This window comes from Methanofollis formosanus, from assembly GCF_019633745.1.
GTDB classification, from domain to species: domain Archaea; phylum Halobacteriota; class Methanomicrobia; order Methanomicrobiales; family Methanofollaceae; genus Methanofollis; species Methanofollis formosanus.
The window spans coordinates 2,347,679-2,372,650 of record NZ_CP037968.1; the positions used below are offsets into that span (position 1 = coordinate 2,347,679).

Annotated in this window: 21 protein-coding genes; 5 read left to right on the forward strand and 16 right to left on the reverse strand. The window is 60.7% G+C overall.

The window, feature by feature from the left end; translation table 11 throughout:
• Nucleotides 1–63: 63 nt before the first annotated feature.
• From E2N92_RS10830 to E2N92_RS10870, 9 genes are all read right to left on the reverse strand, one after another.
• Nucleotides 64–1,437, reverse strand: a complete 1,374-nt coding sequence (locus tag E2N92_RS10830) for a lipopolysaccharide biosynthesis protein (protein ID WP_220681173.1) — start codon at nucleotides 1,435–1,437, stop codon at nucleotides 64–66.
• 153 nt (nucleotides 1,438–1,590) lie between these two features.
• Complete coding sequence (locus E2N92_RS10835) at nucleotides 1,591–2,850, reverse strand: nucleotide sugar dehydrogenase (RefSeq protein WP_220681174.1); 1,260 nt, start codon at nucleotides 2,848–2,850, stop codon at nucleotides 1,591–1,593.
• Complete coding sequence (locus E2N92_RS10840; RefSeq protein ID WP_220681175.1) at nucleotides 2,832–3,758, reverse strand: SDR family oxidoreductase; 927 nt, start codon at nucleotides 3,756–3,758, stop codon at nucleotides 2,832–2,834. Before E2N92_RS10840 ends, E2N92_RS10835 begins: the two co-directional genes overlap by 19 nt.
• A gap of 1,205 nt (nucleotides 3,759–4,963) precedes the next feature.
• Entirely contained in the window at nucleotides 4,964–5,881 is a 918-nt protein-coding gene (locus E2N92_RS10845; RefSeq protein ID WP_220681176.1) for an SDR family oxidoreductase, read from the reverse strand.
• 10 nt (nucleotides 5,882–5,891) lie between these two features.
• On the reverse strand, nucleotides 5,892–7,286 hold the full coding sequence (locus tag E2N92_RS10850) for a mannose-1-phosphate guanylyltransferase/mannose-6-phosphate isomerase (protein WP_220681177.1): 1,395 nt from the start codon (nucleotides 7,284–7,286) through the stop codon (nucleotides 5,892–5,894).
• Between the two features lie 615 nt (nucleotides 7,287–7,901).
• Complete coding sequence (locus tag E2N92_RS10855; protein WP_220681178.1) at nucleotides 7,902–8,285, reverse strand: Hsp20/alpha crystallin family protein; 384 nt, start codon at nucleotides 8,283–8,285, stop codon at nucleotides 7,902–7,904.
• A complete protein-coding gene (locus tag E2N92_RS10860) occupies nucleotides 8,266–8,898 on the reverse strand; it encodes an ArsR/SmtB family transcription factor (RefSeq protein ID WP_220681179.1) in 633 nt (210 codons plus the stop codon). The genes E2N92_RS10855 and E2N92_RS10860 overlap by 20 nt, the downstream gene beginning before the upstream one ends.
• Before the next feature lie 42 nt (nucleotides 8,899–8,940).
• Nucleotides 8,941–10,407 (reverse strand): IMP dehydrogenase, encoded by a 1,467-nt coding sequence (gene guaB / locus E2N92_RS10865; RefSeq protein ID WP_220681180.1) that lies wholly within the window; start codon nucleotides 10,405–10,407, stop codon nucleotides 8,941–8,943.
• Nucleotides 10,408–10,412: 5 nt separating this feature from the next.
• Nucleotides 10,413–11,099: a (5-formylfuran-3-yl)methyl phosphate synthase gene (locus tag E2N92_RS10870; RefSeq protein WP_220681181.1), complete on the reverse strand. Its 687-nt coding sequence runs from the start codon at nucleotides 11,097–11,099 to the stop codon at nucleotides 10,413–10,415.
• Nucleotides 11,100–11,143: 44 nt separating this feature from the next.
• Here E2N92_RS10870 and E2N92_RS10875 point away from each other — a divergent pair, with 44 nt between their 5' ends.
• Together E2N92_RS10875 and tmk are read left to right on the forward strand one after the other, a co-directional pair.
• Nucleotides 11,144–11,809 (forward strand): HisA/HisF-related TIM barrel protein, encoded by a 666-nt coding sequence (locus E2N92_RS10875; protein ID WP_220681182.1) that lies wholly within the window; start codon nucleotides 11,144–11,146, stop codon nucleotides 11,807–11,809.
• Nucleotides 11,800–12,396, forward strand: coding sequence for a dTMP kinase (gene tmk / locus E2N92_RS10880; RefSeq protein WP_220681183.1), 597 nt, complete (start codon nucleotides 11,800–11,802; stop codon nucleotides 12,394–12,396). The genes E2N92_RS10875 and tmk overlap by 10 nt, the downstream gene beginning before the upstream one ends.
• A 241-nt stretch (nucleotides 12,397–12,637) precedes the next feature.
• On the opposite strand, the gene E2N92_RS10885 is transcribed toward tmk, so the two are convergent.
• The 3 genes from E2N92_RS10885 to E2N92_RS10895 form a co-directional block, all read right to left on the reverse strand.
• Complete coding sequence (locus E2N92_RS10885) at nucleotides 12,638–14,116, reverse strand: flippase (RefSeq protein ID WP_246589195.1); 1,479 nt, start codon at nucleotides 14,114–14,116, stop codon at nucleotides 12,638–12,640.
• A gap of 530 nt (nucleotides 14,117–14,646) precedes the next feature.
• Nucleotides 14,647–15,486 (reverse strand): MerR family transcriptional regulator, encoded by an 840-nt coding sequence (locus E2N92_RS10890; protein WP_220681184.1) that lies wholly within the window; start codon nucleotides 15,484–15,486, stop codon nucleotides 14,647–14,649.
• Nucleotides 15,487–15,647: 161 nt separating this feature from the next.
• Nucleotides 15,648–18,239, reverse strand: a complete 2,592-nt coding sequence (locus E2N92_RS10895) for a valine--tRNA ligase (protein WP_220681185.1) — start codon at nucleotides 18,237–18,239, stop codon at nucleotides 15,648–15,650.
• Nucleotides 18,240–18,355: 116 nt separating this feature from the next.
• Here E2N92_RS10895 and E2N92_RS10900 point away from each other — a divergent pair, with 116 nt between their 5' ends.
• The gene (locus E2N92_RS10900) at nucleotides 18,356–19,552 is read left to right on the forward strand and encodes a DUF92 domain-containing protein (RefSeq protein WP_220681186.1); all 1,197 of its coding nucleotides are present in this window, start codon (nucleotides 18,356–18,358) and stop codon (nucleotides 19,550–19,552) included.
• A 504-nt stretch (nucleotides 19,553–20,056) separates the two neighbouring features.
• On the opposite strand, the gene E2N92_RS10905 is transcribed toward E2N92_RS10900, so the two are convergent.
• A complete protein-coding gene (locus E2N92_RS10905; protein ID WP_220681187.1) occupies nucleotides 20,057–20,908 on the reverse strand; it encodes a DUF7847 domain-containing protein in 852 nt (283 codons plus the stop codon).
• Between the two features lie 7 nt (nucleotides 20,909–20,915).
• A complete protein-coding gene (locus tag E2N92_RS10910; protein ID WP_220681188.1) occupies nucleotides 20,916–21,506 on the reverse strand; it encodes a pyruvate kinase alpha/beta domain-containing protein in 591 nt (196 codons plus the stop codon).
• Nucleotides 21,507–21,548: 42 nt separating this feature from the next.
• Between E2N92_RS10910 and E2N92_RS10915 the strand changes: the two genes are divergently transcribed.
• The gene (locus E2N92_RS10915; RefSeq protein ID WP_220681189.1) at nucleotides 21,549–22,721 is read left to right on the forward strand and encodes a redox-regulated ATPase YchF; all 1,173 of its coding nucleotides are present in this window, start codon (nucleotides 21,549–21,551) and stop codon (nucleotides 22,719–22,721) included.
• Between the two features lie 57 nt (nucleotides 22,722–22,778).
• Nucleotides 22,779–23,099 carry a hypothetical protein gene (locus E2N92_RS10920; RefSeq protein WP_220681190.1) on the forward strand — a complete coding sequence of 107 codons (321 nt, stop codon included), beginning with the start codon at nucleotides 22,779–22,781 and terminating at the stop codon, nucleotides 23,097–23,099.
• A 994-nt stretch (nucleotides 23,100–24,093) separates the two neighbouring features.
• On the opposite strand, the gene E2N92_RS13610 is transcribed toward E2N92_RS10920, so the two are convergent.
• Together E2N92_RS13610 and E2N92_RS13615 are read right to left on the reverse strand one after the other, a co-directional pair.
• Nucleotides 24,094–24,573, reverse strand: coding sequence for a hypothetical protein (locus E2N92_RS13610; RefSeq protein WP_246589196.1), 480 nt, complete (start codon nucleotides 24,571–24,573; stop codon nucleotides 24,094–24,096).
• Between the two features lie 19 nt (nucleotides 24,574–24,592).
• Complete coding sequence (locus E2N92_RS13615) at nucleotides 24,593–24,937, reverse strand: hypothetical protein (RefSeq protein WP_246589197.1); 345 nt, start codon at nucleotides 24,935–24,937, stop codon at nucleotides 24,593–24,595.
• Between the last annotated feature and the right edge of the window lie 35 nt (nucleotides 24,938–24,972).

Consider the following 24,972-nt stretch of genomic DNA (forward strand, 5'->3'; position numbering starts at 1 on the left):
TGACCCTTGATGAGACGGTTGTCCCCTGATCTGGTACACAAAAGTCACCCCCAGCTCCCCTCCTTAGTTTGTGCTATACACCATCTTTTCTTTCAAAAAGGTATGCTCGAAACCTATCATCAAAGATGTCCATAAAAGATAATAGCACACATACGCAACGCCTGCACCAATCAACCCCATCGATTCGAGAAATAGAAACAACAATGGGAAATACACAATTGTACTCGAAAGGTGCACCCAAAATGTCGTTTTTGGTCGACCCATCGATAACATCGCCGGCGATAACGGAAAACCATAAATGGCGATAACCATCGCGAACATATACCAGATAAGCACAGGCTGAGCAGCAATATACTCTGCTCCAAAGACAAGCTGGATAAAGAAGGATCCAAAGAGAATAAAAATTACCCAGATTATTGCTGCTCCCCCTCCTGCAACAAACCCTGATCGGACCATGAGTTGGCTGAACCGTTTAACATCCCCTCTTGTCCATAACCTTGAGAGATCGGGATAGATCGCTTGATATAACGGATCCGAAATCATGGCAGGAATCGCGGCAATTTGTTTTGCAATTTTATATAATCCTGCGCTTTCGACTCCTATAACGCCTCCAACAATCATGGTATCAAACTCACGAGAGGTCAATCTGATAGAACTGTTCAAATTTGTTGTTAATATAAATCCCCAGATCCCTGGATGCTGCGTTGAAATGTTTCTGATCGTCACCTTATGTATCCCTGAGAAACCCTGTTTATGAAGCTCGCGCCAGCCCAGAACGAAAAGTAACAATTGGCCCAGAATTGTCGTTGTCATCCAGAGAATAAGAACGAACCAGAGGTCTGCACCGGTGAAAAATAGAATTACGATCCCAATGAATTTTATTGATGACGATAGTATGTTCTGTACTGCAAATAATCCGAAGCGATTGAATAGCCGGAGTAATCCTGTAGGAGTGCCACTGATATTGAACAGGATAACGAAACTATAGAGTGCAGCCATGGATACCGTTTTGCTCTCCCATGATAGCCATTGACCAATCCATGAGACGAACACCGCGGCAACGAAGGTCCCGAAAATTGCTGTGGATATATCCAGCAGTGTACAAAATTTAACAATGCTCTTGAATTCATTACGGTTTTCTCTTTCCAGCGCTTCAGCTCCATACTTGATCAGGGCTTGCCATGATTGAAAATTCAATAATTGATCCACGATGGTAACGTAGGTCGTGATGAGCACAAGCATGCCAAACTGTGTCGACTCGAGAATCCGAGCGGTAATTGCATATGTAAAGAATCCCATTACCCATGCAATCATATTTCCACTCAGAAGGGTGCCGGCATTCTTAAAAAGCAGCTTAAAAGAATCTTCTTTGAACCATTGATAGAGTGTTTTCAGGGGAAAATGCTGAATTATATTTAAAAAATAACTAAAATTCATGATCTCTGCCTTACTTATTTGATGCCCGGGGTGGAAGCCTGATCTCTTATAATACTAACAGGTGCTCATTCTACTGTTGTCTATTAATCTGGATTTTTTACCGTTGGTTTCTAATCGGAAACGCTTTTATTTTTATGAGGAATTGGAATCTTTCTAGAGTGTACAATATCGGCATCCCTCCCTCACTCCATTATTCCTCCACAACATCCCGGCCACATCCACGATAATCGGCGTTCCATTGCAGATCACGAAGATCTTCTCCACTGTCAGCGACGCGAACACGTCATGCGGAGAGTTGATGATGATACAGTCCACCGGGCCGCCGATCCCCTGGAGCGAGGCGGCGGGCCGTGCTCCAAACCCCTCGATCTCCGCGGGCCCGAGGAGCGGATCATATCCATACACATCCACATCGAACTCTTTGAGCTCGCGGACCATCTCAGTGACCGGGCTCTCCCTGGTGTCGGGGACGTTCTCCTTGTAGGTGAGACCCATGATGAGCACCTTCGAGTCGCGGATCACCTTGCCGGCGCGGTTCAGTTCCTTGATCGCCATGTTAGCCACATGTTTTGGCATGGAGTCGTTGATCGCCCGCCCGGCCAGGATCACCTGGGGATGGTAGCCGAGTTCCTGGGCCTTGTAGACGAGGTAGTAGGGGTCGACCGGGATGCAGTGGCCGCCGACGAGGCCGGGGCGGTACTGGTGGAAGTTCCACTTCGTGCCCGCCGCCTTGATCACCTCCGGGGTGTCGATGCCCATCTTGTGGAAGATGATGGAGAGTTCGTTCATGAGGGCGATGTTGAGGTCGCGCTGGATGTTCTCGATTACCTTTGCCGCCTCGGCGGTCCTGATGTCGGGGGCACGGTACACGGTGGTGACGAGACTGTAGAGTTTGGACAGGACTGCACTGGCATCTTCATCCATCCCGGCGACGATCTTGGTGATCTTCGCGAGATCATGGGCATCGTCGCCCGGGTTGATCCGCTCGGGGGAATAGCCGACCTTGAAGTCTTTCCCGCAGAGAAGGCCTGACTCCTGCTCGAGGATCGGTCCGACGATTTCTTCGGTGACGCCGGGGTACACCGTAGACTCGAGAACGACGATCGCGCCGGGCTTGAGGTGCCGGCCGACGGTGCGGGCCGCGGACTCGACAAAAGAGAGGTCGGGCTCCCGGGTCTTCTTCACCGGCGTCGGAACACAGATTAGGACGAAGTCGGCTTTTTTGATCTCGTTGGGGTCTGAGGTCACGTGCAGCGGCGCCTTCGTGGTCTCCGCGATGTGCCGCACCTTCTCTTCCACGATCTCGTAGCCGATGGTGGCGATCTTCCCGGCAAACGCCTCTGCAAGAGGCAGGCCGACATAGCCGAGCCCGACGACACAGACGGTCTTGTCCTTCAGTGATGACTGAACCATCCGATCGTCTCCATAAGTCCTGTTTTCAGGTCGTACTCTGGTGCATACCCGAACGCTTCCCGGGCGCGGGAGATGTCGGCGAGCGAGTCCCGCACGTCACCGGGGCGGGGGGCCTCGTGGACCGGCTGGAGATCTTTCCCGACGATCTCCATGATGGTGCTCGCGAGTTCCAGGAGATCAATCCGCTCGCCGCAGGCGATGTTAAAGGCACCCTGGGCGTCGCTCTCCATCGCTCTGATGTTCGCCTGCACGACGTTTTTGATATAAGTGAAGTCCCGCGTCTGTTTGCCGTCGCCGTAGATGATCGGCGGTTGGTCGTTCAAAATCCGCTTCACGAAGTTCGGGATGACGGCGGCGTACTGAGAGTTCGGATCCTGCCTGGGGCCGAAGACATTGAAGTACCTGAGGCAGACGGTCTGCACCCCGAAGAGATCGGAAAATACTGATGCATAGTACTCGTCGGCGATCTTTGAGACGGCGTACGGGGAGAGGGGGTGGGGGATCATGCCCTCGTGCTTGGGCAGGGTCGGGGTGTTGCCGTAGACTGAGGAAGAGGAGGCCATGACGACTTTCCGAACGCCTGCATCACGGGCCGCGAGGAGGACATTCAGGGTTCCGGTGACGTTTGCCTTATGGGTCGCCATCGGGTTCTTCACCGAACGCTGGACACTGGGGAGTGCCGCCTGGTGGAAGATCCCGTCGGCATCCTGGAAGAGATCTAGGAGAAGTGTGGCGTCATTGATGTCTCCCTGGACAAAGCGTATGTCCTCCCTGTCGATGAGGTCCTGGATGTTTTCTATCCGTCCCGTGGAGAGGTTGTCGATGATCGTGGCCTCATGATTTTGTGAAAGTGCCCCGGCTAGATTTGAACCGATGAATCCTGCCCCCCCCGTGATAATATACTTCATATCAATGCTTTCTGCGGATAAAATCCTCTGAATCTATATTTTTTAAAAAATATTGGCATCTGTCACTTTTTTTGATATTGAGGTCATCCCAAAACTCTCCGGCCTTGCTATGTGATGGGAAGACGTTTCTGAAGTATGGTGTCGTTCAAGAGCGTGCCGCCGCCCCGTCCCTATCTTCGTTGTGGGGGGTTCCGGGGGTTTCCCCCGGCGGGAGAGAGCAAGGAAACCCGCTTTCTTCTCTCGGTGGGCGGCACGGCTGATCAGTCCAGATACTTTTGGGATATGCTCATTGTCTGGTACCTCTCTCATGGTCGAAACTATGGAACCAGCAGATGAACTTCTGGCCGTGTTCATCAAGGTAGAATACCAATGAATGGCTTTTGCCTCCTCTTTTCTGTGGAAGGACTCTATGGTGGGCATCTGCACGGTGCCTCTCCGAATGGTGAGATGAGTGGAGCAACCATCGCCAAGTCAATATATAATTATTTGTATGTGGCCGGGACATGGAGCAGAACGAACATATTCGTACGATCTGGGGATCCTGAATATAGGAAAAATACTGCGAAGAGAAATGTGCTCTCTTCTGGGTCAGAAGATCTGGGTTATTATTCTGGTTTGGTTATGGTGGATGAAATTCTTTAGGGGTGATCGGAGGTCCAGGTGCGTCGATAAAAGGTGATCCGGAGGGTTGCTGATTCTGAATCGGCGCCTGCCATAGAGCAGAATATGATCTGTGCTATCGCTCCGATATCATGTAATAGGATTGTTCTCGATTTGGATTGGGAAATATACAATACGAGTGTACGAGGTTATGCTTGTAGGGTGCGTGGGCATGGTATGGGAGGTGACATTAAACGGGATGGTGGTGGTTCCCACCGTCACGTTCATCCAAACCGTAGTCTCGTTTATTAAAACGATACCGGGTGAAAACTCCCGGCACAGGCGGTAACCCGGAGGGGAGTGCGTCTTCATGGTCTCAGGGACAGGAGATGAGATCGCTCCTCTCTCAAACCGAGGGTATCCCCTTCAGGAACAGATTTTGGACTGCCTTGCTACAGCCCAGACCTGGAGAAGAGCCTCAATATGCTCCACAGCGGTGTGTTTTCTGGTGCTGATTATCTCTCTCAGGATTACCTCTTTCATTGAGGTACTCCTGGCAGCATGCCTGCACCTTCCAGGGATCGGGTGTTCGGAGGTGAATGAATCTACTGCCCCCGTGCATCCCATCCCATCGTCTCCACCAGTCCGTCCACCAGCGTCCACTCAGGTGCCCACCCGAGCACCTCGCGGGCCCTGGTAATATCCGCGAGCGAGTGGCGGACGTCGCCCTGGCGGACCGGGCCGTACTCCACCGGCACCTCGCGCCCGGCTGCCTCCATCACGCCCCTGGCCAGGGTGTTGAGGTCGGTCTGCTGGCCGCGTGCGATGTTGAAGACGCCGGTCACGTCCCGCTCCATCGCAAGGAGGTTGGCCCGGACGACGTCGGCGACATAGACGAAGTCGCGGGTCTGCCCGCCGTCGCCGTGGATGGTGATCGCCTCGCCCGCCCTGACCCGGTCGGTGAAGATGGAGATCACGCCCGAGTACTGGGAGGAGGGGTCCTGGCGCGGCCCGAAGACGTTGAAGTACCTGAGTGCCACCGTCTTGAGCCCGAAGAGTTTTGAGAAGACCGCCTCGTAGTGTTCGCCAGTCAGTTTGGAGATGGCGTACGGGGAGACCGGGGCCGGGAGCATCCCCTCGTGTTTCGGGAGGGTGGGCTCCTCGCCGTACACCGCGGAGGAGGAGGCGAAGACGACCTTCTTCACCCCGGCGTCCCTGGCCGCGAGGAGGACGTCGAGCGTCCCGGTCTCGTTGACGGCGTGGGTGGCGAGAGGGTCGTCGACCGATTTGGGGACCGAGGCGATTGCCGCCTGGTGGAAGACGCCGTCGGCACCTGTGAAGATCTCCTGGAGAAGAGGGAGGTCGGTCACGCTCCCCTCGACGAACTCGACGTCGAAGTCCTGAATATTCTCACGATGGCCGGTGGAGAGGTCGTCGACGACCACGACCTCGTGCTCTCCTGCGAGGGCCTCTGCGATATGGGAGCCGATGAACCCCGCTCCCCCTGTCACGACATATCTCATGCGATCCTCCCTAGTGTATCGTATGGTTTAATAGCACTGTCGGTCTTTTTTCGGGTCGCCGCTCGCGTTTGAAATCGTCGTCGTACCTGACGATGTCGTTTTCGGTGATGTGCTCGCCGTTCTGGACCTCGATCACCTCGAGCGGGATCAGCCCCGGGTTCTCGAGCCGGTGCTTCACCCCGGCGGGGACAAAGGTGCTCTCGCCCGAGCGGACAAAGAACCGTTCTCCGTTGTTCGAGACGAGGGCCGTGCCCCGCACCACCACCCAGTGCTCGCTGCGGTGGTGGTGGAGCTGGAGCGAGAGCCGCCGGCCTGGGAGGACGGTGATCCGCTTGATGGAGAAGGAGGGGCCGCGTTCGAGGGTCGTGTACGACCCCCAGGGCCTGAAGACCGTGGTGTGACTCTCGCACCGGGCGTCCCCCCGCCTCTGCAGGGTTCCGACGACCTCGCCGACCCGTTGTGCCTCGGCCTTCGGGCAGACCAGCAGGACGTCCCTGGTATCGACGATCGCCATCTCAGAGACCCCGATGGTGGCGACCAGGCGGTCGGAGACGATGAGGTTGTCCCCGCCGTCGATCCCGAGGTGTTCGCCGTGGACGACGTTTCCTTTCTGATCTTTCTCGGCAAGGGCATAAAATGCGTCGAAACTCCCCACGTCGCTCCATGCCGAGGTGAGCGGGACGACTGCCGCCCGCTTCGTCCGCTCCATCACCCCGTAGTCGACCGAGATCGCCGGGGTGAGGCGGAATGCCTCTTCGGTCGGTTTTTCAAAGGCGGAGAGGGCTTCGGGCATGCAGTGCCGGCACTCTTCCAGGAAGAGGCGTGGGTTGAAGAGGAACATCCCCGAGTTCCAGAGAAACCCCTCGGCGATATACCGCTCAGCCGTCCGGAGGTCGGGTTTCTCGACGAAGGCGTCGACCCGGTACCCTCCATCGAGCGGGGCGCCCGGCCTGATATAACCATATCCGGTCTGCGGCGAGCGCGGCGTGACCCCGAAGGTGATGAGGTAATCGTCTGCCAGGCACTCTGCCACCTTCATCGCCGCTCCATAGGCCTCGTCGGTCTCGACGAGGTGGTCGGAGGGGAAGACGGCGACGGGTTCGTCCGTGTCGGCGAGATCTTTCAGCCCGTACAGCACCGCCGGCAGGGTGTTTTTGCCTTCTGGCTCGACGAGCACCCGGCCCTCGGCGCCGATCCCCTTCATCTGGTCCACGACCAGGAACCGGTGGTCCGCACTCGTGACCACGGTCACCTCGTCGGGCGCCGAGAAGAGGAGGGCCCGCTTGAGCGTTTTCTGGAAGAGTGACTCCCCCTCGAAGTACTGGAGAAACTGTTTCGGGAAATGGGAACGGCTCAAGGGAAAGAGCCGGGTACCTCTCCCGCCTGCAAGGATCAAGGTCTTCATCTGTCCCCCCGTGGTGGAATAAGAAATTCTCGAGGGACTATAATTGTGTGATAATATATAATGGTGGCGGGTCTCTCACCAGGCCGTCGGAAGAAAGGGATGCAGATTCATCTGGTTCTGGTGCATCAGGGATGAACCGGGAGCACCCTTCAGGGCTGCTGCGTGGAATGGTTTCATGACCCGGTGGAATCGGGCGTGAGTCGAGATCACCCCTCAAGCATACGAGATGAAAATGTTTCGTTGCTTGCTCTCTCTTTTCAAGACAGGAGAATCGGAGGAGACTTCACTCCATTGCCGCCCCCACCAATCCTCACTTCGTGGGGGGCCCGGGGGGCACAGCCCCCGGCGCGAGACGTCGGTGAAAATTCTCCGATGAAGGGCGGCACGTCAGATCATCACGCCTTCCTTACCATACGCGCCGGGGGCGCTGCCCCCGGACCCCCGGGATGAAGATAGGACCGGGAAGGCCACGACGTCGATCCTGATCATTCCTCTTATTGACTGATTCTACGACCGGGGCGGCACGTCTGATCGACGTGCCTTTCCACGGCCTTACGCCTGGAAAATCTCTGCTTTCAAAAATAAGAGGAGCTTTCTCCAGCACCCAGAAACGCTTCACTCGGTTTTCACACAGACGATATCGAGGACGCCGTGGTTGCAGGAGACCGAACTCTGCTCCTCGTCGACCTCGCTCTCCAGGTCGATCGTCTCCTGCGCGTCGCCGATCGTCAGGGTGACCGCCTTCCCCTCGATCGCCGCCGAGACATTGTCCTCGCATTCCGGCGGGATCGGGGCGGTGATATAGACGCAACGGTCGCACTCGGTGATCTCGTAGTCGATCCCGTCGTCGTCATGGGCCTCGGGTTCGGGCCCGGGCCCCCCCCCGCCGGCGATGATGGCGCACCCGATGACCCGCGGCCGGTCGCTGCTCTCGCTCATGGCCTCCTTGAGGATCTCTGCCAGGTGCTTGAAAATTTCTTCATAGGGATTGTTTGACATAAGGACCACGCAACATGTACTCGTTCCCGTTCTGTTCGACGATACCCTTCACGATCAGGTCGTTGAGCATCCTCTCCACCGGCCCGGCCTCCAATCCGGTATACTCCTCGAGGTCGCGGAGGGTGAGGGTGCAGTGCGCCAGGGCCAGCACCAGGTCCATCTCGACCTCGCTGGCGAGAAGATTCCGGCTGTACCGCACGATGTCGTTCATCTTGACATCGATCTCCCGCTCGATCGTCTCCAGGTCGGCGATCAGGCGGTCACGCGCCCGGATCATCCGGGCAAGGGTGTACAGGGAGGCCAGGTACTTTCCCTCCAGACTCTCGGCCGGCCTGACGAGGGGGACCGGATCGCCGTTGCTGAACTGGACGTCGATCCTGATCTCTCGGGTCAGGCAATAATATTTCCGCCGCCGGTCGTCGTGGAAGGAGGAGAGGATCCGTTCCTGTTCCATCAGCTGGAGGTGCTCGATCACCGCTTTCGGCGAGATCATCAGTCGGTCCGAGATCTCCGTGACAAAGCAGGGCTTCTGTCTGAGGAGGTCCAGGATCCGCCGCCGGTTGCGGTTCCCCAGGATGTCGAGGATGCGGGAGGTCTCAGTGCTCTCAAGCATCTTTACCTGATGTTAGTGTTCATCCTATTAAAAAAATAGGGATTATCCCATCTGCCGGTAGTTCGGGGCCTCGTCGGTGATGAGGATATTGTGCGGGTGGGACTCGCCCATCCCGGCCGGGGTGATCCTGACAAACTGCGCCTTCGTCCTCAGGTCCTCGATCGTCGCCGAGCCCGTATAGCCCATCGCCGACTTCAGTCCGCCGATGAGCTGGTAGACGACCTCAGAGACCTTCCCGACATAGGGGATCGCCCCTTCGACGCCCTCGGGGACGTACTTGGTCCGGCCGATCCCCTTCTTCTGGAAGTAGCGGTCAGACGACTCGCCGCCGCTCATCACGCCCAGGGAACCCATACCGCGGTACTGCTTGTACTTCCTGCCCTGCATTGCGATGAGCCGTCCCGGCGCCTCGTCGGTCCCGGCGAGGAGGCTGCCCATCATCACCGAGTTGGCACCTGCGGCGATGGCCTTGGCGATGTCGCCCGAGTAGCGCACCCCGCCGTCGGCGATGACCGGGATGCCGAGCGGCGACGCCACCTCGGCGACGCTCGCGATCGCCGTCACCTGCGGGACACCGACCCCGGCGACGATCCTGGTGGTGCAGATGGAGCCCGGTCCGATCCCGACCTTGAGCGCGTCGACCGTGTCGGCCAGGGCCTCGGCGGCTTCAGAGGTCGCGATGTTGCCCGCGATGACGTCGGCCTTCACGCTGCCCTTGATGTTCCTGACCGCTTCGACCACGTTCATGTTGTGCCCGTGGGCACAGTCCACGACCACGGCGTCGACCCCCGCCTCGTCGAGCATGATGGCCCGCTCCGCGTCGAAGGGCCCGACCCCCGCGGCCACCCGGAGGCTGCCCGAGGCGTCGCGGTTTGCCTGCGGGAAGGAACGCTTCTCCAGGATGTCCTGCATCGTGATGATCCCGAGGAGTTTCCCGTTCCCGTTGGTCACCGGCAGGCGCTCGACCTTGTTGGTGTACATCGTCTCCAGTGCCTCGCTGGCGGTGACGTCCTCGCGCGCGGTGATCGGTTCTCTTGTCATGATCGAGGCGATCGGTTCGTCGCCGCGCACATGGAGGATGGCCCTGATGTCACGTCGGGAGACGATCCCGACGAGCTGCTTCTCCTTGATCACCGGCACCCCGCTGATCCCGTGCCGGTTCATCAGCGCCTCCACCTCGTTGAGGGTGGCGTCGGGCCCGACCGAGAGCACCTCGCGCTCGATGAGGTCCTCGGCGTGCTTGACCCTGGTCACCTCTTCGACCTGGTGGTCGGGCTTCATGTTCCGGTGGATGACCCCGATCCCGCCGAGACGCGCGAGGGCGATGGCCATCTCCGACTCGGTCACCGTGTCCATCGCCGAGGAGACGATCGGGATATTCAGCGGGATGTTCTTTGAGAAGGCCGCGTGCACGTCGGCGTTGTACGGCTCGACGTACGACGCCGCGGGTTTGAGCAGGACGTCGTCGAAGGTGAGGGCGGTCGGGATCTCGAATTTCTCGGTGAACATCGTCCTCACCTGAGCATTGCCAGGGCCTTTTCCACCAGTTCGGGCCTGATGGCGTCGGTTCGGTCGCCGCCGCAGACCATTCCGCGCACGCCGATGATCTCGGGGTCGATGGTCTTGAGAGCGGTGAGGTCCTCGAACTTCAACGAACCCGCCAGGGCGGTCTCGACTCCCAGATCCCGGTTCTGCGCGGTGTAGGCGGCGAGCATATCCGCGTCCATGAAGGCGAAGGTGCTCTTCCCGTCTTTCTTTCCGGTGTCGATCATGGCGACGTCGGCGCCGGCGTCGGCCGCGGCTTCAGCGGCGACGAAGGGCGAGATGGTGCCGAGGCGCTGGTAGTCGGAGTATGCGGCGATGACGACGATCTTCTCAGGGAACTCGTCTTTGACTGCCTGCACGACTGCCTTGCTCAGTTCGTAGGCCTTCTCCTTGCCGTCGAACATGAGCCCCACCTTGACATAGTCAGCACCAGCGCACGCGGCCCCATATGCTGCGAGAGCGGCGCCGCCAGGTTTGTAATCAAAATCGCCAATGGCAGCACTGACTGGCTTCTCCGCCATCTCCTTGATGGCGCGGATCACCCAGGGGAAGTTGGCACCGAGCGAGCCCTCCGACGGTTTTTTCACGTCGATGATGTCTGCGGCGAGGGCGGATCGAGCCTCTTCGATACTGCTTGGGCTGACCAATAATCGCATAGAAATTAATGATCTTTTATCCTAATAGTGATTACGTTGAGCACATGGAATGTATTCTTGCAATGGACCTGAAGGGGGGTTGTGTTGTCCACGGCGCAAAGGGACGACGGGAGACGTATGCCCCGCTCACCTGGGGGCTTTCCTCCACGGCCGAGCCTGAGGCGTACCTCCGGGATCTTGCGCCCCAATATCTCTATATCGCCGACCTCGACCGGATCGAGGGGGTGGGAGACCATGACGAGGTTGTCCGCCGCCTCGCCGGGATGGTGAAGCGCTGTTATCTCGACCGCGGCTGCCGCACGCCGGCCGACCTGATGGCCGGGGTGACGAACGTCGTCGGGACCGAGACGGCTGGGGACGACCTTTCCGGGTATGCGGGCTCTTTTCTCTCGGTGGACATCAAGGACGGCCTCGTGATCCCGAAGGGAGAACGGCCGATCGAGGTGCTGAAGCGGGCCGAGTCCCTCCCCTTCGCCGGGTGCATCCTCCTCAATATCGGCGGTGTCGGGACCGGGTGCGGCCTCCCCGACGACCTGGAAGACCTCCGCGCCGCGTACTCGGGCCGCCTCCTCTGGGGCGGCGGCGTGGCCGGGGTGCGCCACCTCGATATGCTCGAGGGCGCGGGGTTCGACGGGGCGATCGTGGCGACCGGCGTCCACAAAGGTGCGATCCCGCTCGAATGGCTGCAGGAGGGGCGGACATGCTCGTGACCGTCGAAGGGATCGACGGGAGCGGGAAGAGCACCCTGGTGAAGGGGCTTGCCGGCGCCCTCGCCGACCTCGATCCCGTCATCACCCGCGAGCCCGGGGCCACCTGGGTCGGCGAGGCCGTCCGCCGGTCTATCGCCGAGAACGACGACCCCATGACCGAGTGTCTTCTCTTCATCGCCGACCATGCCGCGCATCTCAGGCATGTCGTCAGGCCGGCCCTGGCCGCCGGGCGGATCGTCGTCTCCGACCGCTACGCCGACAGCCGTTACGCCTACCAGGCGGTGACGCTCAAAAATCTTCTCCCTGACCCCGCCGGCTGGCTGCAGGCCGTCCACGCCCCCTTCACCGTCGTCCCCGGCCTCACCTTCCTCTGCGTCCTCCCGGTCGATGCGGCGGTGACGAGACTCAAAGAGAAGCGGGAGCACTTCGAGGAGGCGTCGGTCCTCGGAGAGGTCCAGCAGAACTTCCTGGCCCTGGCGGAAGCCGATCCCGAACGGTTCGTCCTGGTCGACGCCCTCCTCCCGGTCGACGAGATGCTTTCGTTCGTCGCCGACGAGATCAGGCGGCGCGCGGGCGCGGCGAGGTAATCTCTTCAGATCCGGATCGATCACTCTGCGGGGGGCTGGCCGCCCTCCGAACCCCCCGCGCGAGCGATGGGTGGAGAACGGCATCCCGACATTCAGGATCTTTTTTTCAGCCTTCCCGGCCCTATCGCCATGCCGGGGGTCCGGGGGCAGCGCCCCCGGCGCGAGGAGAGGGGAAGGCGGTTGAGTCACGTTCGCATTCAGAAGACGAGAGAGTATCTCCAGAGCCATTTTTTTCAAGCATTCACAACCACCGCGGCCAGGGCACCCCGAGTTGCACGACGAGGTCGCGGAGTTCGTCACGGATGCCGCGGTCGGCCTTCAGGAGCACCAGACCGTAGACGATCGCGCCGAGGGCGACGGCGGCGAGGACGACGAAGACGTTCGAGAGGGGGATGACGGCCCGGTACGACAGGAGCACGAGAGCCATCAGCCCGGCGGCGATGAGGATGTGGAGGGTGGGGCCGCGTTCGAGGCGCACCGAGATCTGCTTTGAGAGATAATGGCGGGCGATCGCGGCGTTGACGAGCATCGTTACGAGCGTGGCGATCGCCGCTCCTTCGATCCCGATGAGGGGGATGAGAGCAAGGTCGAGGGCGACGTTCACGGCCGCTGCGGTGCCGGTGGCGTAGAAGGATTCGCGCGGGCGGTCGATGGCGTTGAGGGTCATCGTCTGGAGGTACATGAAGACGTTGACCACCTGCACGAGGAGGAGGATGCCGAGGGCTGCTGCACCTTCGGCGAACCCCGCGCCGTAGAAGAAGTACAGGAGGCGCTCACCGAGGACCCATCCCCCGACCGCCACCGGGACGGCGAGGAGGAGGGAGTAGGTGAAGGCGCGGGAGAGGGCGTTGGCGATCCAGGTAGGGTTGCGGTCGGCGTGCCAGCGGCTGATCTTTGGGTAGAGCGTGGTGCGAAGCGCCGTGGTGGTGAAGGCCGCGGCCGTGGTGAACTGGAAGGCGATCTGGTAGACACTGACGTCGGCGTCGGTCATGAAGTAGCCGACGAGGATCGTGTCGGCATGGGAGAAGATGATCACGCCGCTCGATGCGAGAAAGATCCAGAAGGAGAAGGTGCTGAGGTTTCTGAGGTGGCGCCCGGTGAACCGTGCCGGTCTGAGCGTGAGAAACCTGAGGGTAAAGAGGCCGCCGACGAAGAGACCGGCGACGAACCCGCCGATAAGTCCGGCGGCACCGTACCCGAAGAAGACGGCGACCACCTGGAGAAGAATTTTTACCAGACTGTTCAGGAGACCCCCGCTCTGGTTCACGCCGACCTTCCCTTCTCCATAGACTCCATTTCCCGTGACGCCGGTGAAGACCCCGATGACCAGTGCAAGCACCAGCCAGAAAAGGGTCCCTTCGCCCTGGAGATCGTCGATGAACGGGCGGATGGCGAGGAGTGCGGTCACCGAGAGCGCGAGGAGAAGCACCCTGAGTACGAGAAAGGCCGTGAAGTATTCGTTCTGTTCGCTCTCCTCTGAGATCCGTTTGACCGCCGCGCCGCCGAACCCCCCGTCGCCGATGAGATTGAAGATCCCGTAGTACGCGAGGAAGAGGGCGTACGGTCCATATGCGGCCTTCCCCAGCACATGGGTAAAGTACATCGTGGCAACAAAACCGGCAGCAGTGAGGCCGACCGTGGAGGCGAGACTGATCAGACTCTGCCGGCGGACCGGGTCCATGCCCATAAGGCGGGAGATGGGACGAGGTTGCAAGACCACGATTTGGTACTATGGGGGGAATCTCAATAATGATTTGGCCCTGAGGATACTCTGAGCATATCCCTAAAGTATCCCGAACATGAATCTTCGTCCGTATCAAAACCCTTCATTCCAGAAATTCTGATCGCAGATCTTCCGCCGGGTGGCTGGTTGCCTGCCGTTCCCCCCGCAGAAGATAGGGAGGAGGACGGTAATCCCCTCTTAAGCATCATCTCATGCGCCTTCCCGCCCCTATCGCAATCCCGGGGGTCCGGGGGCAGAGCCCCCGGCACGAGCATGCGGGAAGGCAGGCCGATCGACGTGCCGCCCCACCTATAGAGTAAAGAATGTTCTCCTGCTTTCTTTAGCCGGGGGGAGACCCCCAGGACCCCCCACGATGAAGATAGTCGAGGGGCGGCGGTTGAGAGGGATCAAGAATCCTTCCACACCTCAAAATGCCACTTAGAACAATGTTCCCGCGGTATGCCTGAGGCGTGCTCTCGGTTCATACTTGATTCTCAGGGCCAGAAAATGATGACCTTTCGCCGTGCTCATTCCCCGACCGGGTACTGGATCTCGGTCATGAGGTCTGCGGCCGCGGTCTCTGCCGGGTCGTTGAGATAGACCTCCCGCTCAGGACCGGTCTGGTGCAGGCCATGGGCGTCGAGATATTTCCTCACCTGTCGGTGGGCCAGGGGGAGGTTCTCATGCGGTCCCCGGTGCAGCACCGAGAGGACGCAGCACCCCGGCAGCACCCGCACCTCGACGGCCGGGTCGCTGACCGTCACCGCTCCCGCGACCGGGAGGGCCACCTCGACGTCGCAGTCGTTTCCGATCTCGTCTCCGTCATGACAGACCGAGATGACGGTCCCGGTGACCTTCACCATGGCGTTCCTGTTCTCAGGGAGGGCGACCTCCCGGCAGAGTTTCTCGATCATCGGGCCGGTGACCTCTGCATATGCTCCTTTTTCACGGGTCGAGACGACGCGCAGGGGCGCGATCTCCTTGATTGTCCATTCGGTTAATGACATCTTGAACAACTCCTTCAACGGGTCTGCCGACGACAGCACCCGTTCCACCCCATGCAACCGATCGATCTCCTGCCTGACGGCACGGCGCCGCATCTGCATGAGTCCGGCAACGACCGCGGACTCCCCCCGGTCCAGGGCGTCGAGGACGGTTCCTACTTCGTCCAGGGAGAACCCGAGGCCGGCAAGGGCGCGGATCCTGACGGCCCGGTCGATCTGGGCGATCGCATAATACCGGTACCCGGAACAGAGGTCCTTTGCCACCGGCACCAGCAGGCCCTTCTGGTCGTAGCAGTGCAGCGCTTTCTTCGAGAGCCTGGTCAGGTGGGAGAACTTCCCGATCGGGATCTGATCGATTGGCATGGTATGATCAATCATGGAGAGCGGTGATAATAGGGCCTGGTTCTCTCCCCCGGGGGTGAGTTCGATAAAAGGAAAAGATCGGATTGTTCAGATGAGTTCGACACAGCCGAAGAGTTCTGTGTCCATCACGAATCGACAGTACCAAAAAAAAGTTGGAAGGCTCAGTCACGCCGCAGCGTAACCGTCACCTCATCGAAGTCGAGCACCTCGACCTCTTCGCCTTCCACGGAGAAGGCGAACTTCGGGGCAAAGGCGTCCTCAGGCACGGCGATCTCCTCGCCGTCGACGCTCACCGTTGCCGGCGGGGTGACGATGGCCTCGGCCGGCAGGGCCTCGACCGCCTGCATGAAGGCCTTCGCCTGCTTGCGCAACTTCGGCCCGATCACCGCCATATTGAACGTAACGCCGGCCACCGACTTCTCGAGCTTCGGCTCGCCGGTCTTCCAGGCGACGGTGGCGTTCAGCGCCCGCGCCACATCGCCGGAGTCGTCGATCTGGTCGGGGGCGTAGATGTTCATCGTCCCGAAGGGAGCGTTCAGGGCAAGCCCCGCGTCGTGCTTGTACCGGCGGAGCTCTGCCGTGAGGCCGACCACATGGTCGCCGATCCGCTCGGCCTCCGGGTCGTCGACGGCGATCTCCACCCACGGCTGCTTCAGCACCGAGTCCTCCCTGAACTGGGCCCAGCACTCCTCGGCGAAGTGCGGGGTATAGGGTGCGATCATCCGGCAGAGGGCGTCGACGGTGATGGTCAGGGCGCGGCAGGCGCTCGCACGTTCAGGGGCGTCGGAGTACAGCCGGCCCTTCACCAGTTCGATGTAGTCGTCGGCAAGGATGTTCCTGGTGAAGTCCCGGATCGCCTTGAGCCCCTGGTCGAACTGGTAGGTCTCGAGGGCGTTCGTCACCTCGGCCGCGGTCTTTGAGAGTTTCACGAGGAGCCAGCGGTCCAGGAGTTCGGTCACTTCGGCCGCCTCGTCCACCGGCTCGCGTTCGAGCTGGGTCAGCACAAAGCGGATGATGTTCCACATCTTGGTCTGGAACCTGGACGCCGCGACGACGTCGTTCCAGTTGAACATGATGTCCTGCCCGGTGGCCGAACCCATCGCCCCCCACTGCCGGAAGGCGTCGGCGCCGTACTCGCTGAGGATGTCCTCGGGCGGGATGATGTTGTTGCGGCTCTTGGACATCTTGTATCCGTCCTCGCCGAGCACCATCCCGTTGACCAGGATCCCGTCCCACGGCCGCTCGCCGGTGAGGGCCACCGAGCGGAGGATGGTGTAGAAGGCCCAGGTCCTGATGATGTCGTGCCCCTGGGGCCGCAGCTGCGCCGGGAAGATCTCGGGCGTCTCGCTCCCGTCCCACCCGGTGATATTCAGGACCGAGATCGAGGAGTCCATCCAGGTGTCCAGGACGTCGTCCTCGCCCACAAACTCCTCTGACCCGCACGTCGGGCAGGGGTGATTGGGCTTTGTGACCGTCGGGTCGATGGGCAGGTCGGCCTCGTCGGGTAGGACCATCTCGCCGCACTTCGCGCAGAACCAGACCGGGATCGGCGTGGCGAAGATCCGCTGGCGCGAGATGCACCAGTCCCACTCCATCTGCTCGACCCAGTTCTCCAGGCGCATCTGCATGTGCTCGGGGTACCACTTGACCTGCCGGGCGGCCTTCAGGATCTCCTCGGGTTTGATCCGCACGAACCACTGCCGCTCGGAAAGGATCTCGATCGGCGTCTTGCACCGCCAGCAGGTCCCGACCCGCTGCTCGAGTTTCTCCTGCCTCTTGAGGATGCCGGCCGCTTCCATGTCGCCGAGGATCGCCGTGCGGCACTCTTCTGCTTTCATGCCCTCGTACCGGCCGCAGAGTGCCGTCATCCTGCCCTTGCGGTCGATCGCCTTTCTGAGGGGAAGGTCGTATTTCTTCCACCAGTGAACGTCCTGCTTGTCGCCGAAGGTACAGATCATCACGGCGCCGGACCCGAAGGAGGGGTCGACGTCCTCGTCCTTGATCACGGCGACCTCATGGCCGAAGAGCGGGACGGTCAGGTGCTTGCCGACGAGGTCGGTGTAGCGCTCGTCTTCGGGGTGGACGGCGACCGCCACACAGGCCGCAAGGAGTTCGGGCCTGGTCGTCGCGATCTCCAGCCCGTCGAAGTCGAAGAAGTTGAGCTTCGTCTCCCGGCCCTCGTGGCTCACCTCGGCGAAGGCGATCGCCGTCTCGCACCGGGTGCAGAAGTTCACCGGGTGCTCGCTCTGGTAGATGTAGCCCGCCTTGAGCATCCGCAGGAAGGAGAGTTGCGTCTTGCCGAAGTACTGCGGGAGCATCGTGATGTACTCGTGGCTCCAGTCGGTCGAGAACCCGCACCGCCGCAGGGTGGTGCGCATCTTCGCGATGTTCTCGTGGGTGAGTTCCCGGCAGAGCCGCCGAAATTCCTCGCGAGGAACGTCGTTTTTGGTGATGCCATGGATCTCTTCGACCTTGACCTCGGTGGGGAGGCCGTGGCAGTCCCAGCCCTGCGGGAACATGACGTTGTACCCGCGCATCCGCTTGTAGCGGGCGATGAAGTCGATATAGCACCAGTTCAGAGCGTTCCCGATATGGAAGTTGCCGGTGGGGTAGGGCGGCGGGGTATCGATGATGAACCGCGGCTTTGTCGAGTCGGGGTCAAAGTAATTGTCCTCGTCGCGCCATGTGCGCTGCCACCGCTCCTCCACTTCCCGAAAGTCGTAGTTTTTAGGGATCGTATGCGAGGATGACATCTCCTTTCCTATTGTATTTTCAAGTTTTTAAAAGAATTATATGGCGCAGGAGATGCCGTGCCCTCGCCCCTCCCTACTACAAAGTTCTTTTTGGTGTACTCCCAATGATCATCCGGATGACTCGGGAGATCGGGCCTGCGCTGGCTGCTGTCCTTGCGGTCTTTGGGATCCTCGTAGCCCCGCTGGTCCAGCCTGCATGGCTCCTCTCCCTGCTGGTGATCCTCTTCTCCGGCGTCCTCCTCCTCATTGAGGGGACGCGGTATGTCTCGGTTTCGATCATCGTCACCGCCCTGCTGTACGGCCTCGGCCTGCTATCACTGGCGGTCTTTGCCTCGACCCTGGCGATCGTCGTCCTCGGCGAGTTCGCCTTCAGGGTGACCGGGGGAAAGCCCAGGTCCTATATCGCCTATATCCTCACCGGAGGTATGGGGGCGCTGGCGGCCATGGCCTATCTCGGGGTCTTCTCGCCGCTCACCGTCCTCATCGGGGCGCTGGTCGCCGTCTTCCTGAGGGCCGCCCTCGTCGGCCGCGAGGACGCCCTGATGATCGAGGCCCTCGGCGTGGCCATGGCCCAGCAGCTCTTCTTCGAGATCGGGTACTCGGTCGATCTCCAGTCGCTCCTCCTGGCCCTGGTCATCGCCCTGGTCTTTGGCTACCTCTCATACCGCTTCAAGGCCGCCGACCTCTCGGGCCTCTTCTCCGGGGCGATCATCGGGCTTCTCCTCATCGTCTTCGCCGACGTCCGCTGGTTCTTCATCATGCTCGTCTTCTTCATCCTGGGTTCAGGGGCGACGAAGTTCAAGTATCGGGAGAAGAACGACCTCGGGGTGGCGCAGTCCCACGGCGGGGTGCGGGGCTACCTGAACGTCTTTGCCAACGGTCTCGTCGCCACGGTCGGCGCGGTGCTGTACGGGATCACCGGCCACCCGGCCTGTATCGCACTCTTCCTCGGGAGTGTGGCCTCGGCCGCGGCCGACACGGTGGCCTCGGAGATCGGGGTGATGGGTGGGCGGCCGTACCTGATCACCACCCTCGAGCGCGTCCCGCCCGGCACCAACGGCGGGGTGACCCTCCTCGGCGAGGCGGTGGGGCTGGGTGCGGCGGCGTTTGTCTCCCTCACCGCCTGGACCCTCGGGGTGGCCGACCCCTGGATCGCGGTCATCGGGACGGTTGCCGGGTTTGTCGGGACCAATGTGGACAGCGTCGTCGGGGCGACCCTGGAGAACCGCGGGGTCTTTGGGAACGCGGGCACCAACCTCATCGCCACGCTGGGCGGCGGGATCTGCGCCGCGGGAATGGCGTTCCTGCTCTGAAAAAAAAGTTTGCCGACGTGTTGAAACCTTCAATTTTATGGAATTGCTCATGAGGCGAAAGCATGCCTCAAGCATACGGGATGAAAATTTCTCGTCGCTTGATTGCTCTTTTTCAAGACAGGAGAATTAGTAGAGACCGTGTTCAATCGCCGCCCCCGCCCATCCTCGGTCCGTGAGGGGTCCGGGGGGTGTAACCCCCCGGCGCGAGACGGCAGTGAAGATTCTACCATATGGGCGGCACATCCGATTAGCACGCCTTCCCAAACATCGTGCCGGGGGCAGAGCCCCCGCGTGAGAAGATGGGAGAAGGCGGTTGAATCATACTCGAACCAAAAAAAGTGAAGATTTCTACGGAGCCGGTTGTCTCAAACTCCCTGACGCTCGTTCCCTCAAGATCGGGCCGGGAAAGCCACAACAAAGATCCCGGCGAGAAAAGATCCGTTCAATCTCCAGCGGCAGCCGGGAGGGTTTCGCCCCCCTCCCGATCGATCGTCCGGGACGACCTCAGTACCTGTACCACCGGCCCTTCTCGTCGTACTCTCCCTCAATCGGTGCTTCGACAGCGCCGTCGGCCTGCCGGGCATAGAAGGCGGCCTTGAAGGCGAGGGCGAAGGGGACGGCGAGCACGATGAAGACCGCATAGGTGACGGCGGTGATCATGGCGCCGTCTGGCCCGAGGAGGGCGATGAACTGGGCTTGCGTCGCGGTGGCGTTCGCGGCGTCGAAGGCGAAGGCTTCCCCGCTCTCCGCGAGTGGGGCAAGTTTCTCGTACACGAGCATGCTCCAGACGATGAGCACCCCGAAGCCCAGGGCGAAGAGAGCAAAGAGGTTGACGAGATAGAAGCCGAGCACCTGCCAGAGCCTGGTGATCACCACGGCGCCGCTCCGCTGGAGGGAGGCGAAGACCCCGAGTTCTTCGGTGACCGCCGCCACGTCGTAGAAGTAGGCGAAGAAGGCGAGGGAGAGTATGACTCCAAGTGCGGTCGACCCGGCGACGGCAAGGGCGCTCTCGCCGAGGATGAGGGTGATCGGGATCGCAAGGAGGAAGAGGGTCACCATTGCCACAAAGAAGAGGACGATCCCCGGGAGGAGGACTCTGAAGTAGCCCTTCTTTCCTTCTTCGAGGAAGACTGCCATGCTCCGGTCCTCGCGGTGCGCAGTGCCGTACGCCCCGGCCGCAAAGAAGGGGACCAGGAGCATTCCGAGCAGCAGGACCTTGCTGGCGAAGAAGACCTCTCCCGAGAACTCGAGGAGGAGGTCGAGGCCGAAGGCCGCGCCGGCGACGATCCCGGCCGCCCAGAATGCCGGGTATTTCCTGAGGAGGCCGAAAGCGTCCTGGAGGGATGCGAGTACCATATCCTGGTCACCGGTTCCGCGGCATGGCGACGATCTCGCGCACCTGGAGGTCGAAGTAGGAGGCGGTGTGCGACGGCCTGATGACGCAGACCGTGTCGGCACCGGTGGCGGTCCCGCCGACGGCGACGACCTCCTCGTCCACCCTCACCGCTCCATGGTCGGCGGCGATGAGCGAGCACTCGACGGCCACCTTCAGGCCGACGGCCACCGTCCGCCTGAGCGCCTCGGCGATCGCCTCGGTCCTCGAAGACCCGCCGAGTTTCGGCGACCTGGAGATCGCCCGTTCCAGGCCGGAGAGGGCATGGGTGCCGGTGACGATCTCGGCGCCGTCCGCCCGCAGCGTTGCGGCCGCATCGGCGTCGAAGTCCCAGACTCCGGGCGCTGAGAAGCCGACGACATGGGTGACGGCCACCAAACGCAGGCCGGTCCCTTCCATCGCTCTGAGGAAGGCGAGGGCGGTCTTCCCGGTGGAGGAGGCCACGACGATGGTGGTGATCCCTGCTTCCTGTGCGCGCTCGACGGCGAACCTGGCGGCGTCCTCGGTGTTCGCCTCACCGGGTTCGTCGAAATAATAGGTCTTCCGTGTAATGTAGCCCATGGTACCAGATTAATAAGAGTACAAAGGTAAAAGTGAATTGTTATGATTACGCTTGCACTGGCCGGAAAACCGAACTGCGGCAAATCGACATTTTTCAAGGCCGCCACCATGGCGCAGGTTGAGATCGCCAATTATCCGTTCACCACCATCGACGCCAACCACGGCGTCGCCTATGTGCGGACGACGTGCCCGTGCAAAGAACTCGGCATCGAGGGCTGCACCCAGTGCCAGGACGGCGTGCGCTTTGTCCCGATCGCCTTCATCGACGTGGCGGGTCTGGTGCCCGACGCGCACAAGGGGCGGGGACTTGGCAACCAGTTCCTCGACAACCTCAGGCAGGCCGACGCCATCCTCCATGTGGTGGACGCCAGCGGCGCCACCGACGAGGAGGGCAACCCGGTCGATCCGGGGAGCCACGACCCCAGGGAGGACATCAAGTTCCTGGGCGTCGAGATGACGATGTGGGTTCACGGTATCCTTGCCAAGCACTGGCCCCGTATCCAGCGGCAGGCCCAGTCGAAGAACTACGACATCCACGACGGCGTGGCCGACGTGCTCGCGGGCCTCGGGATCACCTACGAGGACTCGCTACACGCGGCGACCGAACTCGGGATCGACCTGCAGCGCTCGGAGATCAAGGACCTCGTTCCCTTCTGCGAACTGCTGCTTGCAAAGAACAAACCGGTCCTCTTTGTCGCAAACAAGATGGACACCGCAGATAAGGCTCTGCTCGCCGAACTTGCCGAGATGGACGGCGTGGTCAGCAGCGCCGCCGCCGAACTCGCCCTGCGGATGGCCGCGGATGGCGGGTTCATCCACTATATCCCGGGCGACCCCTCGTTTACGATCAACGAAGACGCCAACCTCTCCGCCCAGCAGCGTGCCGGGCTCGAACACCTCGCGGCCCTGATGGCCGAACACGGCGGGACCGGCGTCCAGCAGGCGATCGACCGCACGGTCTTCGAACTCCTGGACCAGATCGTTGTCTACCCCGTGGAGGATGAGCGCCACTTCACCGACAAGCAGGGCCGCGTCCTCCCCGACGCCTTCCTGATGCCGAAGGGCTCCACCCCCAAAGACCTTGCCTTCCGCGTCCACACCGATATCGGCGAAGGCTTCCTGTACGCCGTCGACGCCAGGACCGATATGCGGATCAAGGAGAGCACCGAACTGAAGCACGGCGACATCATCAAGATCGTAAGCGCCAAGAAGTGAGCGGGGCCCCGGCACCAAACCGCTATCTTTTTTACCCTCCAGGGATGATCTTCACCCATGGGTGGCGAGGTCTACCAGGCGCAGGTGCTCAAGAACTTTTTTGAGACGATCACCGGACCTGACCGGAACCTCTCCAGGATCTTCATGTGCGTCCTCTCCCTCGCGAAGCTCAGGATGGAACCGCCCGAGACGGTGGCGCACCTCACCGATCAACTCCGCAAGAGCCGCCAGCACCGCGAGCTCTCCATCGATATTCTGGACTATATGTGCTCGTGCGCGAGCGAACTCGACCTGGTCCCGGTCCAAACGGCCTTCGGGGTCAAGGACGTCAGGGAGATCGCCGAGACGTTTGAGGGGATCTCGATCGACTCGTTCTGATCCGGCGCTGTTCTGGCACCGGTTTTGGGTTTTGGGCCTCTGATCCCGGGCCAGATCGGCCTTTTTTTGAGACCTTCCCAGAATACGCTCAGTTCGCGAAATGCGGAAAAAAGCAAGGTTTCTCCCCGGCCCTGAATGCCCCGTATGAGCCGGAGGGATATCAGGGGCCCTGAACTCCAGGGACGCCGGTCTATGAGCGGGGAGTCTGCCCGGAATGCGGCGCGATTGGGTGGCAGAATAGGGTTGTTTTTCGCGCTCTGGAGAGTTCAACATACAGGGTGAAAATTTCTCGTTCCTTGATCACTCATTTTCAAGATAGGAGAATCGGTGGGGTGCAACCCCCCGGCACGAGACGTTGGGGAAGAATCTGTGATTGGGGGCAGCACATCCGATCAGCATGCCTTCCCACATCTTCGCGCGGGGGCTCTGCCCCCGGACCCCCGGGATGGCGATAGGGGCAGGAAGGCAGAGGACTGATCATTACGGAGGAACTTTTATCCTCTGTGTATCGGTTTCAATGGCATTTGGTGAGTTCAAATCCTCGTGTAAACCAGAAGAGATGATCTTCTGGATCATTTTCAGAGTGATTCGGCATGAACCCCAGGCTCAAGCATAGTGATGAAAATATTCTGAGCAGCGCTTCAGCGTGTGGACGGATCTCTATCCTGGCGACAGGGGGATCACTCAATCGCCGCCCCTCGGCTATCTTCGGTCCGTGGGGGGTCCGGGGGGTGCAACCCCCCGGCGCGAGATTTCAGGAAAGATTCTACGATTGGGGGCGGCATGCTGATCATCACGCCTTCCCACACCATCGGCCGGGGGCTCTGCCCCCGGACCCCCGGGATGGCGATAAGGCCGGGAAGGCATAATCGGAGGACTTGAAGAGAGATATGCCGTCCACCCATCCCTCCTGCTTTCATGCCTTCCCGCACGCTCGTGCTGGAGAGTTCAGGGATGGCCTTGCGTATCTCTGAGGCGTGTTCTCGACTCGTACCTAAAACCGCAACTGTTTCCGGTATGAGGTGAGGATCTGGATAGGAAGGCCCCGGTGTTCGTCGAGCGCCTGCTCGTCGTCGGGGGAGGCGATCGCGCCCACTGCATACAGGAGGAGGAGGGCGTTGTCCAGGGTGTAGGTGGCCTCGTCCTCCACCTCGCCGGCCGGGAGGTCCATCGCCAGCAATGGGCGGTCTTCCTCGGAGAAGCGGGGGAGGTCGGTGGAGACCAGGACCGAGGCCTTGAGGTCGTTTGCCCTCCGCTGCAGGATCTGCAGGGCGGTTTTCAGGGCCGCTGGCGCCTCCTCCTTCTCCAGGCGCGCGAGGGCCGCTTCCGCCTTTGCGGCCGCGTTCCCATAGAGCCCGAACTTGAACCTGAGGAGTGCCGAGGTGACGGCGTGCGCCGTCTCCTCGTCCAGGTTCTCGAACGCGGGCCTGACCCGTTCGATATATGCCTCGAGATAGGTGTCTGCGCGTCCCATACCCTCTACCTCTCTGCCCTCACTCAAATCTTTTTTCAAGCCGCACGGCGAGGATCGTGATCGTCGCGGCATAGACCGTCTGCATGATCGGCCCGCCCGAGAAGTCGCCGGTGAGGAGGATGAGCACCGCGTACAGCGGGGCGAGAAGAGAGACGAGGTCTTTTCTCTTCTTCTGGTAGGCGACGTAGGCGAGGATGACGGAAGCCGCCACGCACGCCCATTTGCCTATCGCCCAGTACGGGTGGTAGACATTCATGATCGATTCGCCTGAGACGAGAAGCGCCACCGCCGAGACGAGTATCCCGCCAAACGCCACCGCCGGGACGGCTGCCCACAGCCTCCTGTTCATATCCTGCAGTTCCATAGTTCTGAGAGAGAGATGGGGGTGCACATTTATTG